This is a genomic window from Rhodanobacter sp. G2-10 (assembly GCF_055809185.1).
In genome coordinates, this window is the sequence record NZ_CM147900.1 from 843,289 (window position 1) to 864,546 (window position 21,258).

Here is a 21,258-nt window from a genome sequence, read left to right on the forward strand (position 1 = left end):
CGAGGCGTGCCGTCGGTCAGTCCGACGGCACCGCGAATGGCTCGGGACCGTCGGTTTCCGGCATCAGCTCCAGTGCCGACGGCGTGGTGCGCAGCATCGGGCGGAAATGTGCGTCCTCGGCGCGCGAGCGGCGGAAGGTCTGGTAGCGATAGCCCGCGTACACGGCGATGGCGCCATGCGTCAGCGCGAACCAGCCGAACAGCGACCACCCGCCCAGTGCCGACATCAACCCACCCGCGATCAGCGGGCCCAGCGCCGAGCCGATACCGTAGATCAGCAACACGCTGCTGCTGGCCGTCATCAGGTCCTCCGGCGGCAAATGGTCGACCAGGTGGGCCACCACGATCGGGTAAACCGCAAAAGCCATGCCGCCATACAGGAAGATCATCGCCAGCGAGGCCGCGCGCAGACCGGTCAGGAGTGGCGCGAGCGCGGCGAGCGCGCACGCCGCCGTGCATACCAGCGCCAAGGCAATGCGCCGATCATGGCGGTCGGACAGTCGGCCCAATGGCCACTGCAGCAGCGCGCCGCCCACGATGGCCACGCTCATGTAGGTGGCAACCCCGGTGGCTTTGAACCCGGTCTCCTGCACGTAGACCGGCAGCAGTCCCCACAACGCGCCCATGGCCAGTCCCGACAGCAGGGCGCCCACGCCGGCGCTCGGTGCTGCGGCGAACAGTCGACTCAGGCGCAGACGCGGCGTGGGCTGCAGTTCGGGTTGCGCCAGCCGGGTCACGATCACCGGCAACGTCGCGGCGCAGATCAGCAACGCGACCACGGTGAACAACACGAAGGGTTGACCATCGATGCGCAGCAGCTGCTGCGCCAGTGCCAGCGCGCCCAGGTTCACGATCATGTAGGCGGCGAAGACGCTGCCGCGCTGTGCCGGTGCGGCGCTGGCGTTGAGCCAGCTCTCGATCAACATGTACAGGCCCACCAGCATGACACCGGCCAGCAGGCGAAGCAGCAGCCACAGCAGCGGGTTGTGGCTGAGCGCGTGCAGCAGCACCACGCAGGCGACGCAGGCAGTGCAGAATGCAAACGTGCGGATGTAGCCGATCCGGCGCACCAGCGGCGGTATCGCGAAGGTGCCCAGCAGATAACCCGCGTAGTAGGCCGAGGTCAGCCCACCGAGGAGGGTGTTGGAGTACCCGTACATGTCGCCGCGCAGCGGAATCAGCGTATTGAGCAAGCCCACGCCGAGCAGCAGCAACGCGGTACCGGCAAGCAGCGACGCAATCGGGCGCAATGAGCGGAACATGGAGTGAGCGCGAACCTCACGCGTGTCAACAAACCCTCACTGTAACAACAGCGGTGCCCGACGTGGCGGCGTCGTCACACCGCCATTCAGTCATGCCTCGCCCGCCGATGCCCGTGGTCGTTGCCGATGGAGCACTCAATATCCCGCCGCCAGGCCGGCGGGGCGGCGCCGGTCGTTGGCGCCTTCCAGCAAGCCGGTCTTCGGATTCACCAGGATCGCCTCGGCGGCGCCCCAGGACTTGAGGGTCTTGAAGTGATAGCCCATCGCTTCGAGCCGGGTTTGCACCTTGGGCGCGAGAAAGCCCTGTTCGACCAGCACCACATCGGGCAACCATTGATGGTGCAGGCGCGGTGCGTTCACCGCTTGCTGCATGTTCATGCCGAAGGCGGCCACATTGAGAAAGCTTTCCAGCGTGGTCGAGATGATGGTGGAGCCGCCGGGGCTGCCGGTGACCATGTACAGCTTGCCGTCCCGCAGCACGATCGTTGGCGACATCGAGCTCAACGGACGCTTGCCCGGTTCGATCTGGTTGATCTTGCCCTGCACCAGGCCGAAGCTGTTCGGCACGCCCGGCTTGGAGGTGAAGTCGTCCATCTCGTTGTTGAGGAAGAAGCCGGTGTCGCCGGCGATTCGCCCCACCCCGAACAGATAATTGATCGTGTAGGTAACGGCCACCGCGTTGCCGTGCGCGTCCACGACCGAATAATGCGTGGTGTTGGTGCCCTCGGCCGGTCCCAGGCTGCCCTTGATCTCGGACGAAGGCGTGGCCTTGTCCGGATCGATGCTGGCGCGCAGTTTGGCGGCGTGTTCCGGCGACAGCAGCCGGTCGATCGGATTGTGCACGAAGGCCGGATCGCCCAGGTAAGTGTTGCGATCGGCAAAAGCGCGGCGCTCCGCTTCGACCAGGTAATGCACGCTGTTGACCGACCCATAGCCCCACTTGCCCAGGGGATACGGCTTGATGATCTGCAGGATCTGGCAGATGGTGGTGCCGCCGGAGCTGGGCGGCGGGGCAGAGACGATGGTGTAGCCCTGGTAGTCACAGCGAATCGGGGTATCCCAGCGCACGGTGTAGTCGGCGAAGTCCTGCATCGACAGGATGCCGCCATGCGCCTGGCTGGCGGCGACCACCGCGCGCGCGATGTCGCCGTGGTAGAACGCCTTGGCACCGTCCTGCCTGATTTGCTCCAGCGTGTGCGCAAGTTGCTTCTGGCGCAGGCGTTCGCCGGCGACGTAGGGCTTGCCGTGGTTGAGGAAGATCGCCGCGACGTTGGGATGCCTGGCGAAATCCTTGGCGCGCTCGTTGAGGATGTTCACATCACCCTGCTGCAGCACGAAGCCGTCGCTTGCCAGCTTGATCGCCGGTGCAATCACCTTGGACAGCGGCATCGTGCCGTACTTCTTCAGTGCCGCATCCAGACCCATCACGGTGCCGGGCACGCCCACACCCAGCCAGGTGCCCGTGCTCCGGCTCTTGACCACGTTGCCGTCCGCGTCCTGGTACATGGTCGGGCTGGCCTTCAGTGGCGCCTTCTCGCGGAAGTCCAGGAATACGTTCTGGCCATTGGCCAGGTGCACCAGCATGAAGCCACCGCCGCCGATGTTGCCGCAGCATGGATGCACCACGGCCAGCGCATAACCCACCGCCACCGCCGCGTCGACGGCATTGCCGCCCTGCTTGAGGATGTCCACGCCGGCCTTGGTGGCCAGGTGCTGGGCCGAGACCACCATGGCATGTTTCGCCGTGACCGGCGTGGCCTTGGCCAGTTCGGCCATCGTGGTGGCCGGCGCGGTGGCGTCCAGCGCCTGTTGCGGAATGGCGTGCTCGGTCGCGGGCGGTTGCCGCGCCCATGCGGCGGGCGCCGCGGCAAGGAGGGCGATCGCGATCCATCCAAAAGCTGATTTGTGCATCTTGCTCACGACAGTGGTGGGTCAAATCCGGCACCGCGACACGTACGGCGGCAAGGGAGGCCTCGGACAGTACCGCGGCCCACGTTCCGGGCGGTGACGATGGGTTACCTCTACCAGTGATAGGCCACCGAGCCGTAGTAATAGGCGCCACTGAAACCGAACGGCGAGGAGCCCGAGTAAGTCAGGATGCCATGGAAGTTGTTGGCCGCGCTGCTGCGCTCGGGGTAGGCGTTGGTGAGGTTGTTGGCGCCGACGGTGAAGGTCCAGTCGTTCCAGTTGTAGTTGGCGTTGGCATCAAGTACGAAGCGCGCACCGTACGTCTGATCCGTGGCGGGGTTGTTACCCAGTGTGGTGAACTCGCCGTAGCGGGTGACCTGTCCGTGGAAATTCCAGTTGCTCACGTTCCAGTCCGCGGCCACGAATGCCTTGGTGCGCGGCGCGCCCTTGGTGATGCGGCCCTGCTCGGTACGATCGATGATCGGCAAGGTCAGCCCGACCAGGCCCAGTTGCGGCGGGTTGGGTGCGATCGAGCGGATGTCGGTCTTGTTGTAGTTCAGGCCGCCGGTGAATTTCAGTGACGAATTCTGCAGCGCGATCGGGTAGGTCGATACCAGGTCGACGCCGCGGGTCCGCGTATCGACCGCGTTGGTGAAGAAGCGACCGCCGCTGACGAACGGAATGCCCACCGAAGTCAGATAGTCCTGCACCGGCGTACCGACCAGGTTGCCGCTGAGAATGATCCGGTGGTCGATGTCGATCTGGTAGAAATCCAGCGTGGTGTACCACCCGCTGGCCGGCGTGAACACCAGGCCGACGCTGTAGTTGCGTGATTTCTCCGGGCGCAAGGCCTGCGCACCCAGCGCCTGGGCGGCGGGGTTGCTGACCGGGAAGGTGCGGATGGTGTAGGGGATCAAATTGCCACTGCCGTCGGCGACGAAATTGATCGCGGTGCTGGAGTAGTACTCCTGCTGCAGCGATGGCGCGCGGAAGCCATTCGACACCGTGCCGCGCAGCGCCACCACGTCGGTGAACGCGAAGCGGCCGGAGAGTTTGGCCGAGGTGGTTCCGCCGAAGTCGCTGTAGTGCTCGTTGCGCACGGCCAGTCCGGCGGAGAGCTTGTTGGTCAGGTCACTTTCCAGATCCACGTAGATCGCGTGGCTGTTGCGCGAGTGCGAGCCGGCGTCGCCGGGCTGGTAGCCGGGGAACACCTGCGCGCCGGAACCGGCGTAGGACGCGGCATCACCCTGCTTGAGCGAGAAGTTCTCGTGGCGGTACTCGAGGCCCCAGGCCACCGTCAGCCCGTTCTGCAGCATGGCAGGTTCGAAATCGCGGCTGAAGTCGGCGTTGTACACATCCTGCCGGTTGGTCAGCGTGCCGATGTAGAAGCCGGTGGGCGAGTTCGGGTCCAGCGAGTAGTTGTAGGTATCGCTGGTGTGCAGCTTCCAGTGGTTGCCACCGGTATTGGCGCTCAAATCGTAGTGCCAGCCGGCCACCGTGCCGCGCAGGCCGAGCACTTCGCTGTCATCGCGGATGGCGCTGTTCTCGATCGGCAGATAGCCGACGGGGTAGACCGCCGCAGCGCCTGGATAGGCGGATGCGTACGTCGACAGCGACCGGAAGAAGCCGCCGGCGCTGACATTGCGCTTGTTGAACAGGCTGAAGGCATAAAGCTGCGCGTTCGGCGTCAGGTCGTACTGCAGGTTGATCGCCGCCTGCTTGGCCTTGACCAAGGGAATGCCGTAATGGAACGTGACGTCCCCATAGCTGGGGTCGCCGGGGTAACGGGTGTCGGGGCCGGCGCGATTGGTCGGGTCCTGGTGACTGACGTTCGCGCTCAGGTGCACCCAGCCCTTGTCACCCAGGGCGAAGCCGCCGTCGGCTCCACCTTGCCAGGTCTTGCCGTCGCCCTTGCTGTACTGGCCGCCGCTGAGGCTCACCGAGCCGTGCTTGGCGCCACCCTTGAGGATGATGTTGATCACGCCGGCGATCGCGTCCGAACCGTACTGGGCGGCGGCGCCGTCGCGCAGCACCTCGACCCGTTCGATCGCGTTGACCGGGATGGCATTGATGTCCACCGGCGAGGAGCCGCGTCCGAGCGAGCCGTTGACGTTGACGATGGCGGTGGTGTGCTGGCGCTTGCCGTTGATCAGGACCAGCGTCTGGTCCGGCGACAAGCCGCGCAACTGCGCGGGCTGGATCGCATCGGTGGCGTCGGTCACCGAGGGTTGTGGAAAGTTGAACGAGGGCAGCAGGACGCGCAGCGCCGTTGCCAGGTTCGAAGCGCCAGTGCCGACCAGATCCTTCGGCGTCAGCACATCGATCGGTGCCAGCGAGGTTGCCTCGGTGCGATTGAATGCGCGGGTGCCGGTGACCACCACGGCTTGCAAGGCAACAATGTTCTTGTCCTTGGTGCTGCCGGTGTTTGTCTGCGGGGTGGCGTCGTCCTGGGCGCGAGCCGTAACGGGCAGGATCAACTGGGGCAGGGCCAGGGCGATGCCTGCGGCGATGATGGTGGGTTTGGACAACGAACTTGCATGCATGTGGCAACTCCCCATGGATCATGACGAACGGCATCCATGAGCGCTGTTGGCACGCTCGATCACCAAGAGGGATTGGCTGCCACGTTTCCTTGCCGGTTCAAAGGTAGGCCGTTGCAAAATGGCATGTCAAGGACGCAAGAAGCTGCGTTCGGCGCGGCACTCCGCGCCTGGCGATCGCCGAATGACGTCGCCCAGGCAGACCCGGAGCGGCGCGAAACCTGCGATGGTTCCCGACGCCGGGAATCGCCGCGGGGCAAACCGCAGTGATCGCGGGGGAGGCAACGATGGCGAAACCACCATCGCTTGCGTGTCGTTGTTGTCTTTCGTGGTCGATCGAATCCTTGTTGTTCTGGCGGCGCTCGCGTTCGTTCTGCTCGTATGTGGCCTCGCAGTCGTCGCGACATGCCGGTTTGGCCGCCTCAACTTCAACCTTCGGCTTTCGGCGGCGTGTAGGTGCATGCCCCGGTACGCTGTCCATCGAAGGTCATGTCCATGGTCATCGGTTGGCCACTCGACTGACCGCTGATTTGAATGGAGCCGCGGATTCCGCTGTCGGGCAGCATCTGGAACTTGCCGTCGCCGCTCAGCTGCGTTTCTCCACGGCACTCCATGTGATAAGTGATGGTATCGCCGACCTGCTTGTAGTCGCTGACCTTGCAGTCACCCTGATTCTTCATCAGTTGCGACGGGTCGGGCTTCCTGGCCGAGGTGCACACGTTCATCGAGTGGGTCATCGGACCCATCGCCGGCATGCCGGCCATCTTCATGTGCACGGTGGTGTTCATCTTCATCATGTTGCCGGGCTCGGAGGCCAGTGCGGGAGTGCTGGCCAGGGCGAGGGCGCAGATGGCGGCAAGCGCGAGGGGGCTGCGAATGGTCATGGTAGCTCCGATGTCAGATCGAGGATGATGTCTGTCAACCCGGGGTACTGGCCATGACAGGGCTGGCGGTGTCCGTCTTGGCTGGCGCGGCAGGCTTCCCTTGGCGGCTGCCTCGTGGACCGCCGTGCGCCGTTTCGCCCCGTCGATGACCCCGATTCCACCGTTAATGAAGCACTAAGCGGCGTTACGCACCGGTTATGGCCGTTTCGCTCCCGTGGAACGGCATCGGCTGCTGATCGCCCGGCCAGGTTGCCCGGGGATGCTCCGAGCCATCCAACGTCGGCCTCACCGGCTGTGTCTGCTCGCAGCTGGGTGGCGCGCTGGCGAAGGCAGGCTGGCCACCTGTCTGGACGGTGCGATGTTGAAATTGGCTCCGACGGCCAGATAATGCAGTCGGGCCAGCCGAGCATTGGCCAAAATCACGGAATATCCATGCCCATCTACGAATTTGAATGCACCCACTGCGGCCATCGTTTCGACCGGTTGCAGAAGCTGTCCGATACAGATCCCACCGATTGTCCCGCGTGCGCGGCACCACAATTGCGGCGACGGGTCAGCGCACCCTCGTTCCGGCTGGCCGGAAGCGGCTGGTACGAGACCGATTTCAAGTCGGATCGCGAGAAAAAGCACAATCTCGCCGATGCTGCAGGAGGCGATGCGGCCAAGCCGCCTGCGGCCAGCCCCGCACCGACACCCGCTGCGCCATCGCCGGCACCAGCCGCTGCGGCGGTTCCCGGCAAGGCCGCAGTTGGCGACGGTGCAGCCTGACCAAGCTACGCTGCCCACGCATGAGGGTCTTCGGAGATTGCGGACCGAAGGCTGAACCCCGGGCTATGGCAGGAGGCACACCAATGACCGTACCTAACCGTGTTCTGACCGGCGTGGCTATCGGCCTGATCGGCTTCGGTGGGCTGCTTGCTGCCCCGACGGCGCAGGCGCGCGGCGAGCGCGCGGTCCGTTGCGAGAGCATCAATGGCAAGTTCAACCGATGCGACATGCCGTGGCGTGATGCCGAGCTGGTCAAGCAGGAGTCGAAGGGTGCATGCATCCGCGGCCAGAGTTGGGGCGTGGACCGGCGTGGTCTGTGGGTGGACCGCGGCTGTCGCGGCCTGTTCGGTCCAGCCTGGCATGGCCGCCCCGACTACGGCCCGCCGGGCTACCGACCGGGTGGGTGGCGGCCGGGTCCCGGTTGGGACCGGCCGATCCGGTTGCAATGCGACAGCAACAAGAATCGCTACCAGATGTGCATGGTCGACGTGGGCCATCGTGGCCACGTGGAGCTGGTCAGGCGGATGTCCGACGCGCGCTGTACCCAAGGCTACAGTTGGGGTTGGAACCGCGCCGGGGTGTGGGTCGATCACGGTTGTCGCGCCCAGTTCGTGGTCGATCGGCGCTGGTAGTCGGGGCGTTCCGTGGGACGGCAACGTCTCCCCGATGCCGCGTCGATGTTAAGATTCCGGGTCTTTTCACCCGTTTACGCCGCCCTGCGGCCCGGAGTTTCCAGCGCATGCGCACGCATCTTTGCGGCCTCATCGATGAGACCCTGATCGACCAGACTGTCACCCTCTGCGGCTGGGTCAACAAGATCCGCCTGCAGGCACACGTGGCCTTCGTCGATTTGCGTGATCATGAAGGCGTGGCCCAGGTAGTGATCGAGCGTGACAACGCCGCCGCGTTCGCCGTGGCCGGTGAAATCGGCAACGAGTACTGCCTGCGCGTCACCGGCACGCTGCGCCGTCGGTTGTCGATGAACGACAAGCTGAAAACCGGCACGGTGGAATTGCTGGCGGACACGGTGGAGATCCTCAACGCGGCGAAGGATCTGCCGTTCGCGCTGCACGAGAATCCCAACGAGGACATGCGGATGACCTACCGCTACCTCGATCTGCGCCGCCCCGAGATGCAGGCGATGATGCGCAAGCGCATCAGGCTGGTGCAGGCGTTGCGTCGTTACCTCGACGAGCGCGGTTTCCAGGACGTGGAGACGCCGATCCTGACCAAGGCCACGCCCGAAGGCGCGCGCGATTACCTGGTGCCCAGCCGCGTGCACCCGGGCCAGTTCTATGCACTGCCGCAGTCACCGCAGCTGTTCAAGCAGATCCTGATGGTGGCCGGCTTCGACCGCTACTACCAGATTGCCCGCTGCTTCCGTGACGAGGACCTGCGCGCCGATCGCCAGCCGGAGTTCACCCAGCTCGACCTGGAATTCGCGTTCGTCGAGGAGCGTGACGTGCAGGACTTCGTGGAGGAGTTGATCCGCCACGTGTTCCGTGAAGTGCAGGGTGTCGAACTGGATGCCAGCTTCCCGCGCATGACCTGGATCGACGCAATGCGTCGCTTCGGCTCGGACAAGCCCGACCTGCGCATCGCGCTGGAGCTGGTCGACGTGGCGGAAGTCGTGAAGCACATCGAATTCAAGGTGTTCGCCGGGCCTGCCAACGATCCGAACGGTCGCGTGGCGGCCTTGCGCGTGCCAGGCGGCAGCGCGCTGTCGCGCAAGGATATCGATGTCCTGGCGGAATACGCCGGGCGCTACGGCGCCAAGGGGCTGGCCTGGCTCAAGGTGGAAGACCCGTCGAAAGGGCGCGAGGGCATCAACTCGCCGGTGGCGAAGTTTCTCGATGATGCGGCCCTGGCTGGCGTGCTCAAGACCACCGCGGCGCAGGCCGGCGACATCGTGTTTTTCGGTGCCGGTGACTGGAAAACCGTCAGCGAGTTCATGGGCGCGGTGCGCCTGAAAGTCGGCAAGGACCGTGGTCTGGTCGAGGATGGCTGGAAGCCGCTTTGGGTCACCGACTTCCCGATGTTCGAGTACGACGCCGAAGCGCAACGTTACGTGGCCCTGCATCACCCGTTCACCGCGCCGAAGATCGACGACATCGCCAGTTTGCGCGAGAACGCAGCCACCGCGGTGAGTCGCGGCTATGACATGGTGCTCAACGGCAACGAGATTGGTGGCGGCTCGATCCGTATCCATCGCCCCGACATGCAAAGCGCGGTATTCGAGCTGCTCGGCATCGGCGCGCAGGAGGCCGAGGCGAAATTCGGCTTCCTGTTGAAAGCGCTGAAGTTCGGTGCGCCGCCGCATGGCGGCCTCGCGTTCGGCATCGACCGGATCGCTGCCTTGATGGCTGGCACCGAGTCCATCCGCGACGTGATCGCCTTCCCCAAGACCACCAGCGCGCAGGATCTGATGACCGACGCACCGTCACCGATCGCCAGTGCGCAGTTGAAGGAATTGCACGTGGAAGTGAGGGAGTAGGGCGCAGGAAGTGGAGGATAATTCGGGGCGATCGCATGACAGCACGCCGCATCACGCTCTTTCGATTCCCTGTTTCCCATTCCCCAATCCCGGCTGTTAGCCCATGACCGAACATGTGATCCTGCTGCATGGTCTGTGGATGCGCGGTTTCGCGCTTTCCATGCTGCACCATCGCTTGATGGAAGCGGGGTTCCGCGTACACCGTTTCGACTATCTGAGCGTGGCGGCCAGTGAGCAGCGCATTCTCGATCGCCTGCATGCGCGCATGGCCGGCCTTGGGGACGAGGCCGACAAGGTACACCTGGTCGGACACAGCCTCGGTGGCCTGCTGGCCCTGCGGGCGTGCGGTGATGCCGATGCATTGCCACAGGGGCGCATCGTTTGTCTCGGCTCGCCGCTGCTGGGCAGCGCGGCGGCCCGCGCGTTGGCCGGCTGGGGACGCGGTGGCGAGTTTCTGCTGGGGCACAATCGGCAATTGATGGAGCAGGGTTTCGAGCGCTGGGATGGTACGCGCCAGGTGGGCGTGATCGCCGGCCGGATACCGCTGGGACTGGGCGCGGTGCTGGGGCATTTCGAAGGTGAGCACGACGGCACGGTCGCCGTGCAGGAGACCCGCCTGCCGGGTCTGGCCGATCACTGCGTGGTGGAGTCCAACCACACCAGTTTGCTGTTTTCGCCGGAAGTGGCGCGGTTGGTGACAAGCTTCCTGCGCGCCGGGCATTTCCCTGCCGCCCTGCGCTGAGCCGCCGCAGCGGCAGCGTCGGCACATGGGCCGATTTCAGGTAAAATTGGTCGCTTGTTCAATTGCTTCGCGCAGGAATCGTCATGGGTAGGGGTCCGTCCATCGAAGGTCGAAAGAATGCCGAGGATGCCAAGCGCGCCAAGGTATTCACCAAACTGATCCGAGAAATCACCGTCGCCACGCGCGCCGGGGTGGCGGATCCGGCGGGCAATCCGCGCCTGCGCGCCGCGGTCGACAAGGCACTTTCGGCCAACATGACCAAGGACACCATCGAGCGCGCGATCAAGCGCGGTTCGGGTGCCGACGGCGGCGCCGACATGCAGGAGCTGCGTTACGAGGGCTACGGCCCGGCCGGCATCGCGCTGATCATCGACTGCTTCACCGACAACCCCACCCGTACCGTGGCCGACGTGCGCTATGCGCTTTCCAAGCATGGCGGCAACCTTGGTACCTCGGGCTCGGTGGCGTTCCAGTTCACCCGTTGTGGCGAACTGGTGTTTGCCACCGGAAACAAGGCCAGCGCGGAGGAGTTCGTGCTGGAATCGGCGCTGGAAGCAGGTGCCGACGATGTCATCAACGAACATGGCGAAAGCATCGTGCTGTGCGCGCCAGAGAACTTCGAGGCGGTGCAACAATCGCTGATCGATGCAGGCCTGAGTGCCGAGCATGCCGGCGTGGTCATGCGCCCCAACAATCGCGTCGAGGTGCCGGAAGAAGCGCTCGAACCGCTGCACGACCTGCTCGAAAAACTCGACTCGCTGGACGATGTGAGCGAGGTGTCGCACAACGCCTTGCTGCCGTCATGAAGCCGGGAAGGGAGAATCGGGAATAGGGAATGGGAATGACCATCGCCTCGGCGTTGGCGTTTCCACTACCCTGTGACCGGATCCACCCATGAAGAGATCAGATCCCGCAGTGCCTGACAGCCCCGATTCCCGATTCCCGATTCCCGGTTCCCGTCCGGTGCGAATCATCGGTATCGATCCGGGCAGCCAACGGACCGGCATCGGAATCATCGATGTGGATGACGCCGGCAAGCTGGTCCATGTGTTTCACGGCGCCCTGGCGGTGGCGGGCGAAGCAAGCTTTCCGCTGCGCCTGAAACGCATCTTTGACGAGCTGTGTGACATCATCGCCGCCCATCATCCGGCGGAGTGCGGGATCGAGCGCGTTTTCATGGCGCGCAACCCGGACTCCGCACTGAAATTGGGGCAGGCACGTGGCGCCGCGATCTGCGCGGTGGTAAGTCGGGGGATCATGGTGCATGAATACGCGGCAACCGAGGTCAAGCAGTCCGTGGTCGGCAGCGGTCGCGGCGACAAGACCCAGGTTCAGCACATGATCGGTGTGCTGCTGGGGCTGAAAGGGCCGCTGCAGGCCGATGCCGCCGACGCGCTGGCGATCGCGGTGACCCACGCGCACACACGCGCCAGCCTGGCACGGGTCGGCATTCCGCGCACCGCGTGGAGGCGCCGCCGATGATCGGACGACTGCGCGGCATCCTGGTTTCCAAGCAGCCACCGTCGCTGCTGATCGAGGTGGGCGGCATCGGCTACGAGGTCGAGGCGCCGATGTCGACGATCTACGACCTGCCTGGTGTCGGCAAGGAAGTCGTCCTGCTCACCCATCACGCGGTGAAGGAAGACAGCGTCACCTTGTACGGGTTTCTGAGCGATGCTGAGCGCGCGCTGTTCCGCAACCTGCTCAAGGTCAGCGGGATCGGCGCGAAGATCGCGCTGGCGGTGCTCTCGGGGGTTTCCACTGACCACTTTGCGCGACTGGTGCATGCGGGTGACGTGGTCGCGCTGACCAAGATCCCAGGCATCGGCAAGAAGACCGCCGAACGCATCGTGGTGGAGTTGCGCGATCGTCTCGACGGCATGTCCACTGTTTCCGGTGTATCCCTGGCTGGTGCCGCGGCGCCGCTGGACGCTGCGGGAGAGGCTACCGTGGCGCTGCAGCAGCTGGGCTACAAGCCCGCCGAAGTCAGCCGGCTGGTGCAAAAGGTCGCCGCTGAAGGCGACAACGCCGAAGCCATCATTCGCAAGGCCCTGCGCGCCGCGCTCGGTAGTTAGGTCGTCAGGATTTCGATGAACGAACAAGAGCAGAATCAGGCCGCGTCGCCCGATGCCGGCGATGCCGACAAGAGCCATGGTGCAAAATCCGCGCTCATCCTCGGTGCGATCGGGGTCGTGTTCGGCGACATCGGCACCAGCCCGCTGTACACCATGCACGAAACCTTTTTGCCGGAGCACGGGCTGCATCCGCACCCGAGCACGGTGCTGGGCATTTTGTCGCTCGTCACCTGGTCGCTGATCATCGTGGTGGCGGTGAAGTACGTCAGCCTGGTGATGCGCGCGGACAACAAGGGCGAGGGCGGCATCATGGCCTTGATGACCCTGGCCCAGCGCGCCGCCGGCAAATCGGTGCGTGCGCGGCGGGTGATCATGCTGATGGCCCTGCTGGGCGCGGCGCTGTTCTTTGGCGATGGCGTGATCACGCCCTCGATCTCGGTGCTCTCCGCCGTCGAGGGCCTCAAGGTGGCGGCGCCCGGACTTGCGCATTGGGTCGTGCCGATTTCGGTGGTCGTGCTGCTGGGCCTGTTCTGGCTGCAGCGCCACGGCACGGCCCGGATCGGCGTGCTGTTCGGACCGATCATGATGCTCTGGTTTCTGGCGCTGGCCGTGATCGGTGTACACAACATCATCCAGGCGCCGGGCGTGCTGCGTGCACTCAACCCGTGGCACGCCGTGCAGTTCTTCCTGACCCACGGCAAGACCTCGATTCTCGCGCTGGGGTCGGTGGTGCTCTGCGTCACCGGCGCCGAGGCGCTGTACACCGACATGGGTCATTTCGGGCGCTATCCGATACGCGCGGCATGGTTCGGTTTCGTGATGCCCGCACTGCTGCTCAACTACTACGGTCAGGGTGGCCTGCTGCTGGTGCATCCGGACGCGATCGCCAACCCGTTCTACTACTCGGTTCCGTCGTGGGGCCTGTATCCCATGATCGGGCTGGCCACGGCGGCGACCGTGATTGCATCGCAAGCGGTGATCTCCGGTGCCTTCACCGTGACCCGGCAGGCGATCCAGCTGGGCTTCCTGCCGCGCATGCAGGTGGTGCACACCTCGCGCGAAGCGATCGGGCAGATTTTCCTGCCGTGGGTTAACCGGGCACTGATGGTGGCCGTGCTTGCCACCGTGATCGGGTTCGGCTCCTCAAACGCGCTGGCTGGCGCCTACGGCATCGCCGTGACCGGCACCATGGCGATCGACACCGTCCTGACCATGGTCGTGGCGCGCCGGATGTGGCAGTGGAGCCGGCTGTCGGTGATCCTGGTGGCCGTGCTTTTGTTGATCGTCGACCTGAGCTACTTCGGTGCCAACACGCTGAAGATTCCCGATGGTGGCTGGTTCCCGCTGGTGCTGGGCCTGATCCTGTTCACCGTGATGACCACCTGGCGCCGCGGCCGCGAACTGGTGGTGCGCGAGATCAAGCAGGGTGGCCTGGCGCTGGCGCCGTTCATCCAGAACATGGCCGACCATCCGCCGATCCGGGTGCCCGGCACCGCGGTGTTCCTCACCGCCAACCAGGAGGCCGTGCCGCATGCGCTGCTGCACAATCTCAAGCACAACAAGGTGCTGCACGAACGCAACGTATTGCTGACCGTGGCGATCCTGGAAACCCCGGTGGCCGACGCCGAGGAGCGCATCCAGATCGCTCCGATGAGCGATGATTTCTACGGGCTGGAGCTGCGCTTCGGCTTCGCCGAGGATCCGAATATCCCGCTGGCGCTGTCGTTGTGTACCCGCGAGGGCCTCGGCTTCGACATGATGGACACCACCTTCTTCCTGTCGCGCGAAAGCATCGTCTCCAACGAACGTCGTCCCGGCATGGCGCGCTGGCGCGACAAGCTGTTCGCCTTCATGGCCCGCAACGCGCTGCCCGCCACCGCCTTCTTCCAGATTCCCGGCAACCGGCTCATCGAGCTGGGAGCGCAGGTGGAGATCTGACGCAACCCCTGTAGGAGCGCACCCTGTGCGCGAAGCTCCTGGGTGACGTGATGAAAGAGCTCGCGCACAGGGTGCGCTCCTACAGGGATCGCACTGGCCTGCCATAATCCCCCCCCATGACCGAACCCCGCATCATCACCGCTGCAGCGCAGCTCGACGACGACGCGCTGGAGGCGACCATCCGGCCGAAGCGGCTGGCCGAGTACCTCGGCCAGCAGGCAGTGCGTGAGCAGCTTTCGATCTACATCGAGGCCGCCAGGAAGCGGGGCGGTGCGCTCGACCACGTGCTGATCTTCGGTCCACCGGGGCTGGGCAAGACCACGCTTTCGCACGTGATTGCCAACGAACTGGGCGTGAACCTGCGCTCGACTTCGGGCCCGGTGCTTGAACGCGCCGGCGATCTGGCGGCATTGCTGACCAATCTCGAGGCGAACGACGTGTTGTTCGTCGACGAGATCCATCGTCTGTCGCCGGTGGTCGAGGAGGTGCTCTATCCGGCGATGGAGGATTTCCAGATCGACATCATGATCGGCGAGGGTCCCGCCGCGCGCTCGATCAAGCTCGACCTGCCGCCGTTCACCCTGATCGGGGCGACTACCCGGGCCGGCATGCTCACTGCGCCGCTGCGCGACCGTTTCGGCATCGTGCAACGGCTGGAGTTCTATTCGGCGGAGGAACTCACCGCGATCGTGCGTCGTGCGGCGCGTATCCTGGGCATCGTCTGCGCGCCGGAGGGTGCCCGCGAAATCGCCCGGCGCTCACGTGGCACGCCGCGCATCGCCAACCGCCTGCTGCGTCGGGTGCGCGACTATGCCGAGGTGCGCGCAGAGGGCGAGATCACGCTGGCGGCAGCCCAGGCCGCGCTGGACATGCTGAAGATCGATCCCGAAGGTTTCGACGAACTGGACCGCCGCCTGCTCGGCCTGATCGTGGAAAACTTCGACGGTGGCCCGGTCGGCGTGGAATCGCTGGCGGCCGCGTTGAGCGAGGATCGCGGCACGCTGGAAGACGTGGTCGAGCCATATCTCATCCAGCAGGGCTATCTGATACGCACCGCGCGCGGGCGCATGATCAGCAACAAGGGCTGGCGCTACCTGGGCCTGCCGATTCCGCGCCAGACGCCACCGGCGGACCTGTTCAGCGCGGCGGCCGACGATGTCTGAGTCGGTTGCCGAGCCATTCCGCTGGCCGGTCCGGGTCTACTGGGAAGACACCGACGCCGGTGGAGTTGTCTACCACGCAGGCTACGTGCGTTTCATGGAGCGCGCCCGAACCGAATGGATGCGCGCGCTGGGCGTGGACCAGATGGCATTCAAGCAGGCCACCGGACTGGCCTTCATGGTGCGCGACATGCAGATCGACTTCCTCAAGCCAGCCCTGCTGGATGATGAACTGTCGGTAACGGTTGAAGTCAAAGCCTGGCGTTCAGCCAGTATCCTGTTCACCCAGACCATCACAAAGGCTGGCGGTACGTGCCTGATCAAGGCGAGTGTGCGGGTGGCGTGCGTGGATCTTGCGCGCATGTGCCCGGCACCGATTCCCGCCGACCTGATCCCGCAACCCGCACCTTAAGAACTGACCCAAGCCAAGCCGGCGGAGAAATTGCAAGCAATGAACAGTGGACTGAACATCTTCACGCTGATCGCGGATTCGAGCCTGCCGGTCCAACTGGTGCTGTTGATCCTGCTGGTGTTCTCGTTCCTGTCCTGGGTGATCATCATCCGCAAGTACACGCAGACCAAGGCGGCGCTGGAAGACGCCGAGGAATTCGAGGAGCGTTTCTGGTCCGGTGGCGATCTGGCCCAGTTGTTCCGCGAGGTGAGCGGCCGCAGCGGCGAGAACGGCGGCATCGAGAACATCTTCGAATCGGGCTTTCGCGAGTTCGCGCGCCAGCGCCAGCGCAAGACCCACGACGGGCGCGCCGCCATCGAAAGCTCAGAGCGCGCGATGCAGGTGGCCGGGACGCGTGAAGTGGGCCTGCTCGAACGCAACCTGGAGTTTCTGGCCAACGTCGGCTCCATCAGTCCCTATGTGGGCCTGTTCGGTACGGTGTGGGGGATCATGGGCGCGTTCCAGGGCCTGGGCGACATGAAGGACGTGACCATCGCGGTAGTCGCGCCGCACATTTCCGAAGCGCTGATCGCCACCGCCATGGGCCTGTTCGCCGCGATCCCGGCGCAGTGGGCCTACAACCGCTATGCCACCAAGGTCGAACGCATCGCGTCGCGCTACGACGTGTTCCAGGAAGAGTTTTCCTCCGTGCTGCAGCGGCAGATCCAGACCGACGACGCGGCCTGAGCGGAGCAGCAGTCATGCGTAATGCCAGGCGCCACAAGCGCTACAAGTTGAAATCAGAGATCAACGTCGTGCCGTACATCGACGTGATGCTGGTGCTGTTGATCATCTTCATGGTCACCACGCCGATGCTCAACAACAGCGTCGACGTGCAATTGCCGCAGTCCAACGCCAAGTCGCTGCAGCAGAAGAAGGATCCGGTGCTGGTCTCGGTGCTGCAGGACGGCCAGCTCTACCTGACCCTCAGCGGCGCGAAGAAGGAGCTGGTCGACGAGGACACGCTCAAGCTCAAAGTAGGCGCCTTCGTGCGCGAGAACCCCGATGTCAGCGTCCTGGTGGGCGGCGATGAACGCGGCTCCTATGGCGGCGTGTTCCAGGTGCTGGCCGACCTGCAGCAGGCTGGCGTGGCCAAGGTGGGCCTGATGGGTCAGCCGGGCGCCCCGGATGACCAGGGCAAGAGCACGTCCCATGGACGAAAGTAGGGCGACGCCGAAGGCGGTCGTACTCTCCGCCGTCCTGCACATCGGCATCGTGGGGTTCCTGTTCCTCGCGGTGCTGCCGTGCTCGAAATACGAGGCGTTCATCACGGCGCTGGGTTTGCCATCGTCGATGAATCCGATCACTTGCTCGACGCCGCTGCAGCTGCAGGGTCCGATCATCGAGGCGACCCTGATCGGCCCCACCGGCAGCCCGCCGCCCAAGGCGGTGAAGGTCAAACCGGTGCCCAACACCGTGCCGCCGCCACCCACCGTGCCGCCGCCAACGCCACCGCCGCCGGAGAAGCCGGCGGTCAGCCAATTGCCGCCACCACCCAAGCATCCGGATACGAAGGACCAGGAGCGCGTGGTCGAGGATGCCGCGTTGAAGGCGGAGGAGGCCAAGAAGCTGCAGGAAGAGAAGGAGCGTCAGCGCCAGTCCGAGCTGGACGCGCAGGCGGCCAAGAAGAAAGCGGAGAAAAAGAAACAGCTTGACGCATTGTTTGCCAAGATGGATGCCGCATCGGCCCAGACCAAGCAGCTGGACAGCAAGGCCAAGCAGGCCAGGCAGCAACTGGAAGACCTCAAGAACGCGCAGGACGACGGCCAGCCTGACCTGCCGGCAGCGAACCAGCGACAGACCGGAAACAACAGCCAGACCAGCAATCTGTCGGACGAATACGCGGCGGCCATTCAGAATGCGGTCACGCCGAACTGGCTGCGACCGGATAACATGCCTGAGGTTCCGTGCAAGGTTCACATCGTGCAATCACCCGGTGGTGACGTATTGAGTGCGAACGTGGATTCCAGCTGCCCGTATGACGACGCCGGTCGGCGCTCGCTGGAAAACGCGGTACTGCGCACCAAAACGCTGCCGTACAAGGGTTTCGAAAGCGTGTTCCGACGTAACCTCACTCTCATCTTCAGGCCGCAATGATCAAGTCCATGCGCAAATTCAGCCCACGCTTTGCCATCATCCTGCTGGTCGCGGCAGCATGGTTCGGCGGTCCTGTCGCGGCGCAGTCGCCGCTGACCGTCGACATCGTGGGCGGCGTCAAGACCGCCACGCCGATCGTGGTGGTGCCGTTTGCGCAGCAGGGCGGCACGCCCTTGACGACCGATGTCTCCGACGTGATGCGCAACGACTTCAATCGCTCGGGCAAGTTTCGTGCGCTGGCCAAGAGCGACATCGTAGAGACTCCGTCGCAGGGTTCGGACATCAAGTTCGCCACCTGGCGCCTGCTCAAGCAGGACTACATCGTAGTCGGCCGCATCAACGATGCCGGCAACGGCACGCTCAACGTCACCTACGAGTTGTGGGACGTCAACAAGCAGCAGGAGCTGCTGGGCGGCACCTTCACCACGTCGGCAGGCGACCTGCGTAGCGTGGCGCACCGGATGGCGGACAAGATCTACGAAAAGATCACCGGCGTGCGCGGAGCCTTCTGGACCCGCATTGCGTACATCACCGCGGTGGGCCTTGGCGACAAGACCACCTATTCGCTGATCGTGGCCGATTCGGATGGCTACAACCCGCAAGTCGCGGTGCGCTCGCGCGAGTCGCTGCTGTCGCCGTCGTGGTCCCCCGACGGGTCCAGCATCGCCTACGTCTCGTTCGAGGACGGCAATTCGTCGATCCGCATCCAGAACATCCTCACCGGTGCGCGCCAGCTGGTGTCAGCACGCAAGGGCATCAACGGTGCGCCAGCCTGGTCTCCTGACGGCAAGAAGCTGGCGGTGTCGTTGTCCTACGTCGGCAATCCGGAAATCTTCGTGATCGACCTGGCCAGCCACCAGGCAACCCGCATTACCCACAACCTGGCGATCGATACCGAGCCGCAATGGGCGCCTGATGGCCAGAGCATCTACTTCACCTCGGATCGTTCCGGTCGGCCGCAGATCTACCAGATCCCGGTGACTGGTGGCACGCCCCAGCGAATCACGTTCCAGGGGCAGTACAACGCCAAGGCGTCGGTGAGCTACGACGGCAAGCAAATCGCGATGGTGCAGGGCAGCGGGAACGTGTATCGTATTGTCATTCAGGATCAAAGCCTGGGCGGACAGCAGCGGTTCGTATCTCCCGGCCCGCTGGACGATTCCGTCAGCTTCGCACCCAATGCCAGCATGCTGTTGTATTCGGCAACCGAAGGAACCCATGGAGTCCTGTACTCCGTATCCAGCGATGGCCTGGTTCGACAGCGTCTGAAACTCGCCGATGGCAACGTCCAGGAGCCCGCCTGGGGGCCTTATCGCGAGCGTTGATTTTCGTGCTGCCGTGCAGCAATCTGTACGGTGGCACCATGTCCAGGGAGTGGACCCGAACGACGCCATTGGCGCGTTTCGGTTTCCGGCGAGGACGCGCTAGTCGCGGCTTCACCAGTGAGAGCGACCGTGCAGCCTCACGCATTGTCGATCTTTCAGATGTGAAAATAACAGCCGGTAGACCGGCGAAAGCTGTCCCGTTACCCCAACCATCGTCTGTTTGTCGGAACTCAATCCTTAAGGAAACGTCATCATGAATAAGTCTGTTCGCATTGCCCTGGTCGCCCTGCTTTGCGTAGGCGCGGCCGCTTGCTCCAAGAAGCAGGAAGTCAAGCCGACACCGCCGCCGGTGGAGCAGCCGACCCAGCCGCAGGCCCCCGTGGACAACGGCAAGTACACCCCGGCCGATCTCGATACCGATGCCTGCCTGCGTCAGCGCGTGGTGTACTTCGATTTCGACAAGAGCGAAATCAAGCCGGAGTTCCAGCAGATCATGGCGTGCCACGCCAAGTACCTGCAGGATCGCCCGACCGCGCAGATGCGTCTGGAAGGCAACACCGACGAGCGCGGCACCCGCGAGTACAACCTGGGTCTGGGTGAGCGTCGTGGCAATGCCGTCGCCAGCGCGCTGCAGGCCAATGGCGCTTCGGCCAGCCAGATGAACGTGATCAGCTACGGCAAGGAAAAGCCCGTGTGCCGTCAGCACAATGAGGATTGCTGGAGCAAGAATCGCCGCGTCGAGATCGTCTACACGGCGCAGTAATGATGAAGCAACTGGCTAATAGTCTTGTGGCCAGATATGGCATGGCGGGCGCGATAGCGTCCGCCATGCTGTTTGCGTCCCCGGTGTTTGCCCAGAACTCGCGCTTGAGCCTGGCCGACCGGGTCGCGCTGCTGGAGCAACAGGCGCAGAACAAGGACCAGGGCGGCGTCGCCATGGTCAATCAGATGCAGCAGTTGCAGGCGCAGGTGCGCCAGCTGCAGGGACAGATCGAGGAGTTGCAGCACCAACTGCAGCAGCTCGATGACAAGAACAAGGCTCAGTACGCCGATCTCGACGCCCGTCTGGCGCGTCTCGAGGGTGGTGCGGGCACCAGTGCTGCATCGGGCAACAGCCCGCAGGCGCCGTCCGCCAATCCGGCGGCCGCGGCGACCGCAGCCACCAATGCGACCGCTTCCTCGGGTCAGCCGGCCCCCGCGGCCAGTAGCGCGGTCGCTGATCCCCAGGCAGCCCAGGCTGCCTACGATACGGCTTTCCAGTCGATTCGGGCCGGCAACTATGCGGCCGCCTCGCGCGAATTCCGTGCGTTCATCAAGCAGTATCCGAACTATCCACTGGTGCCGAACGCCTGGTACTGGTTGGGGCAGTCGTACTTCGTTACCACCAATTATTCGGTGGCGCTGGATGCCTTCAAACAGCTGATCAGCCAGTACCCGCAAAGCGAGAAGCTGCCCGATGCGCTGCTCAAGGTCGGTTATTGCCAGATCGAGCTGAAGCAGACCGCTGCCGCCGAGTCGACGTTGAAGCAGGTGATCGCCAAGTATCCGGGTTCGGACTCGGCCAATCTGGCGCAGGAGCGTCTGCAGCGCCTGCAGCTCCAGTCCGGCAACTGAG

At 64.4% G+C, this 21,258-nt stretch carries 20 protein-coding genes; 16 read left to right on the top strand and 4 right to left on the bottom strand.

Annotated elements, in window-relative coordinates:
- Window positions 1-16: 16 nt before the first annotated feature.
- From AC0L58_RS03675 to AC0L58_RS03690, 4 genes are all read right to left on the bottom strand, one after another.
- A complete protein-coding gene (locus tag AC0L58_RS03675) occupies window positions 17-1,249 on the bottom strand; it encodes an MFS transporter (RefSeq protein ID WP_473688553.1) in 1,233 nt (410 codons plus the stop codon).
- 147 nt (window positions 1,250-1,396) lie between these two features.
- Window positions 1,397-3,172, bottom strand: a complete 1,776-nt coding sequence (ggt, locus tag AC0L58_RS03680; protein ID WP_473686801.1) for a gamma-glutamyltransferase — start codon at window positions 3,170-3,172, stop codon at window positions 1,397-1,399.
- 110 nt (window positions 3,173-3,282) lie between these two features.
- The gene (locus AC0L58_RS03685; protein WP_473686803.1) at window positions 3,283-5,712 is read right to left on the bottom strand and encodes a TonB-dependent receptor plug domain-containing protein; all 2,430 of its coding nucleotides are present in this window, start codon (window positions 5,710-5,712) and stop codon (window positions 3,283-3,285) included.
- Between the two features lie 425 nt (window positions 5,713-6,137).
- Complete coding sequence (locus tag AC0L58_RS03690) at window positions 6,138-6,593, bottom strand: DUF3617 domain-containing protein (protein WP_473686805.1); 456 nt, start codon at window positions 6,591-6,593, stop codon at window positions 6,138-6,140.
- 432 nt (window positions 6,594-7,025) lie between these two features.
- On the opposite strand from AC0L58_RS03690, the gene AC0L58_RS03695 reads away from it, so the two are divergent.
- The 16 genes from AC0L58_RS03695 to ybgF all read left to right on the top strand — a co-directional run bounded on the left by AC0L58_RS03695 (window position 7,026) and on the right by ybgF (window position 21,257).
- Window positions 7,026-7,361 (top strand): FmdB family zinc ribbon protein, encoded by a 336-nt coding sequence (locus AC0L58_RS03695; protein WP_473686807.1) that lies wholly within the window; start codon window positions 7,026-7,028, stop codon window positions 7,359-7,361.
- A gap of 83 nt (window positions 7,362-7,444) precedes the next feature.
- On the top strand, window positions 7,445-7,993 hold the full coding sequence (locus AC0L58_RS03700) for a DUF3011 domain-containing protein (protein ID WP_473686809.1): 549 nt from the start codon (window positions 7,445-7,447) through the stop codon (window positions 7,991-7,993).
- A 107-nt stretch (window positions 7,994-8,100) separates the two neighbouring features.
- Window positions 8,101-9,855 carry an aspartate--tRNA ligase gene (gene aspS, locus AC0L58_RS03705; protein WP_473686811.1) on the top strand — a complete coding sequence of 585 codons (1,755 nt, stop codon included), beginning with the start codon at window positions 8,101-8,103 and terminating at the stop codon, window positions 9,853-9,855.
- Window positions 9,856-9,958: 103 nt separating this feature from the next.
- Window positions 9,959-10,597, top strand: coding sequence for an alpha/beta fold hydrolase (locus AC0L58_RS03710; RefSeq protein ID WP_473686813.1), 639 nt, complete (start codon window positions 9,959-9,961; stop codon window positions 10,595-10,597).
- A gap of 83 nt (window positions 10,598-10,680) precedes the next feature.
- The gene (locus AC0L58_RS03715) at window positions 10,681-11,403 is read left to right on the top strand and encodes a YebC/PmpR family DNA-binding transcriptional regulator (RefSeq protein ID WP_473686815.1); all 723 of its coding nucleotides are present in this window, start codon (window positions 10,681-10,683) and stop codon (window positions 11,401-11,403) included.
- A gap of 157 nt (window positions 11,404-11,560) precedes the next feature.
- Window positions 11,561-12,079 carry a crossover junction endodeoxyribonuclease RuvC gene (gene ruvC, locus AC0L58_RS03720; protein WP_473688555.1) on the top strand — a complete coding sequence of 173 codons (519 nt, stop codon included), beginning with the start codon at window positions 11,561-11,563 and terminating at the stop codon, window positions 12,077-12,079.
- A complete protein-coding gene (gene ruvA, locus AC0L58_RS03725; protein WP_473686817.1) occupies window positions 12,076-12,672 on the top strand; it encodes a Holliday junction branch migration protein RuvA in 597 nt (198 codons plus the stop codon). Before ruvC ends, ruvA begins: the two co-directional genes overlap by 4 nt.
- 15 nt (window positions 12,673-12,687) lie before the next feature.
- Window positions 12,688-14,610: a potassium transporter Kup gene (locus AC0L58_RS03730; RefSeq protein WP_473686819.1), complete on the top strand. Its 1,923-nt coding sequence runs from the start codon at window positions 12,688-12,690 to the stop codon at window positions 14,608-14,610.
- A 116-nt stretch (window positions 14,611-14,726) separates the two neighbouring features.
- Window positions 14,727-15,773 (top strand): Holliday junction branch migration DNA helicase RuvB, encoded by a 1,047-nt coding sequence (gene ruvB / locus AC0L58_RS03735; protein ID WP_473686821.1) that lies wholly within the window; start codon window positions 14,727-14,729, stop codon window positions 15,771-15,773.
- Window positions 15,766-16,182: a tol-pal system-associated acyl-CoA thioesterase gene (gene ybgC / locus AC0L58_RS03740; protein WP_473686823.1), complete on the top strand. Its 417-nt coding sequence runs from the start codon at window positions 15,766-15,768 to the stop codon at window positions 16,180-16,182. The genes ruvB and ybgC overlap by 8 nt, the downstream gene beginning before the upstream one ends.
- A 39-nt stretch (window positions 16,183-16,221) precedes the next feature.
- Window positions 16,222-16,908, top strand: a complete 687-nt coding sequence (tolQ, locus tag AC0L58_RS03745) for a protein TolQ (protein WP_473686825.1) — start codon at window positions 16,222-16,224, stop codon at window positions 16,906-16,908.
- A 14-nt stretch (window positions 16,909-16,922) separates the two neighbouring features.
- Complete coding sequence (tolR, locus tag AC0L58_RS03750) at window positions 16,923-17,387, top strand: protein TolR (protein WP_473686827.1); 465 nt, start codon at window positions 16,923-16,925, stop codon at window positions 17,385-17,387.
- Window positions 17,374-18,318 (top strand): cell envelope integrity protein TolA, encoded by a 945-nt coding sequence (gene tolA / locus AC0L58_RS03755; RefSeq protein WP_473686829.1) that lies wholly within the window; start codon window positions 17,374-17,376, stop codon window positions 18,316-18,318. Before tolR ends, tolA begins: the two co-directional genes overlap by 14 nt.
- An 8-nt stretch (window positions 18,319-18,326) precedes the next feature.
- Window positions 18,327-19,643, top strand: a complete 1,317-nt coding sequence (tolB, locus tag AC0L58_RS03760) for a Tol-Pal system beta propeller repeat protein TolB (RefSeq protein WP_473686831.1) — start codon at window positions 18,327-18,329, stop codon at window positions 19,641-19,643.
- Between the two features lie 253 nt (window positions 19,644-19,896).
- Window positions 19,897-20,406, top strand: coding sequence for a peptidoglycan-associated lipoprotein Pal (pal, locus tag AC0L58_RS03765; protein ID WP_473686833.1), 510 nt, complete (start codon window positions 19,897-19,899; stop codon window positions 20,404-20,406).
- Between the two features lie 41 nt (window positions 20,407-20,447).
- On the top strand, window positions 20,448-21,257 hold the full coding sequence (ybgF, locus tag AC0L58_RS03770; protein WP_473686835.1) for a tol-pal system protein YbgF: 810 nt from the start codon (window positions 20,448-20,450) through the stop codon (window positions 21,255-21,257).
- Window position 21,258 lies beyond the last annotated feature (1 nt).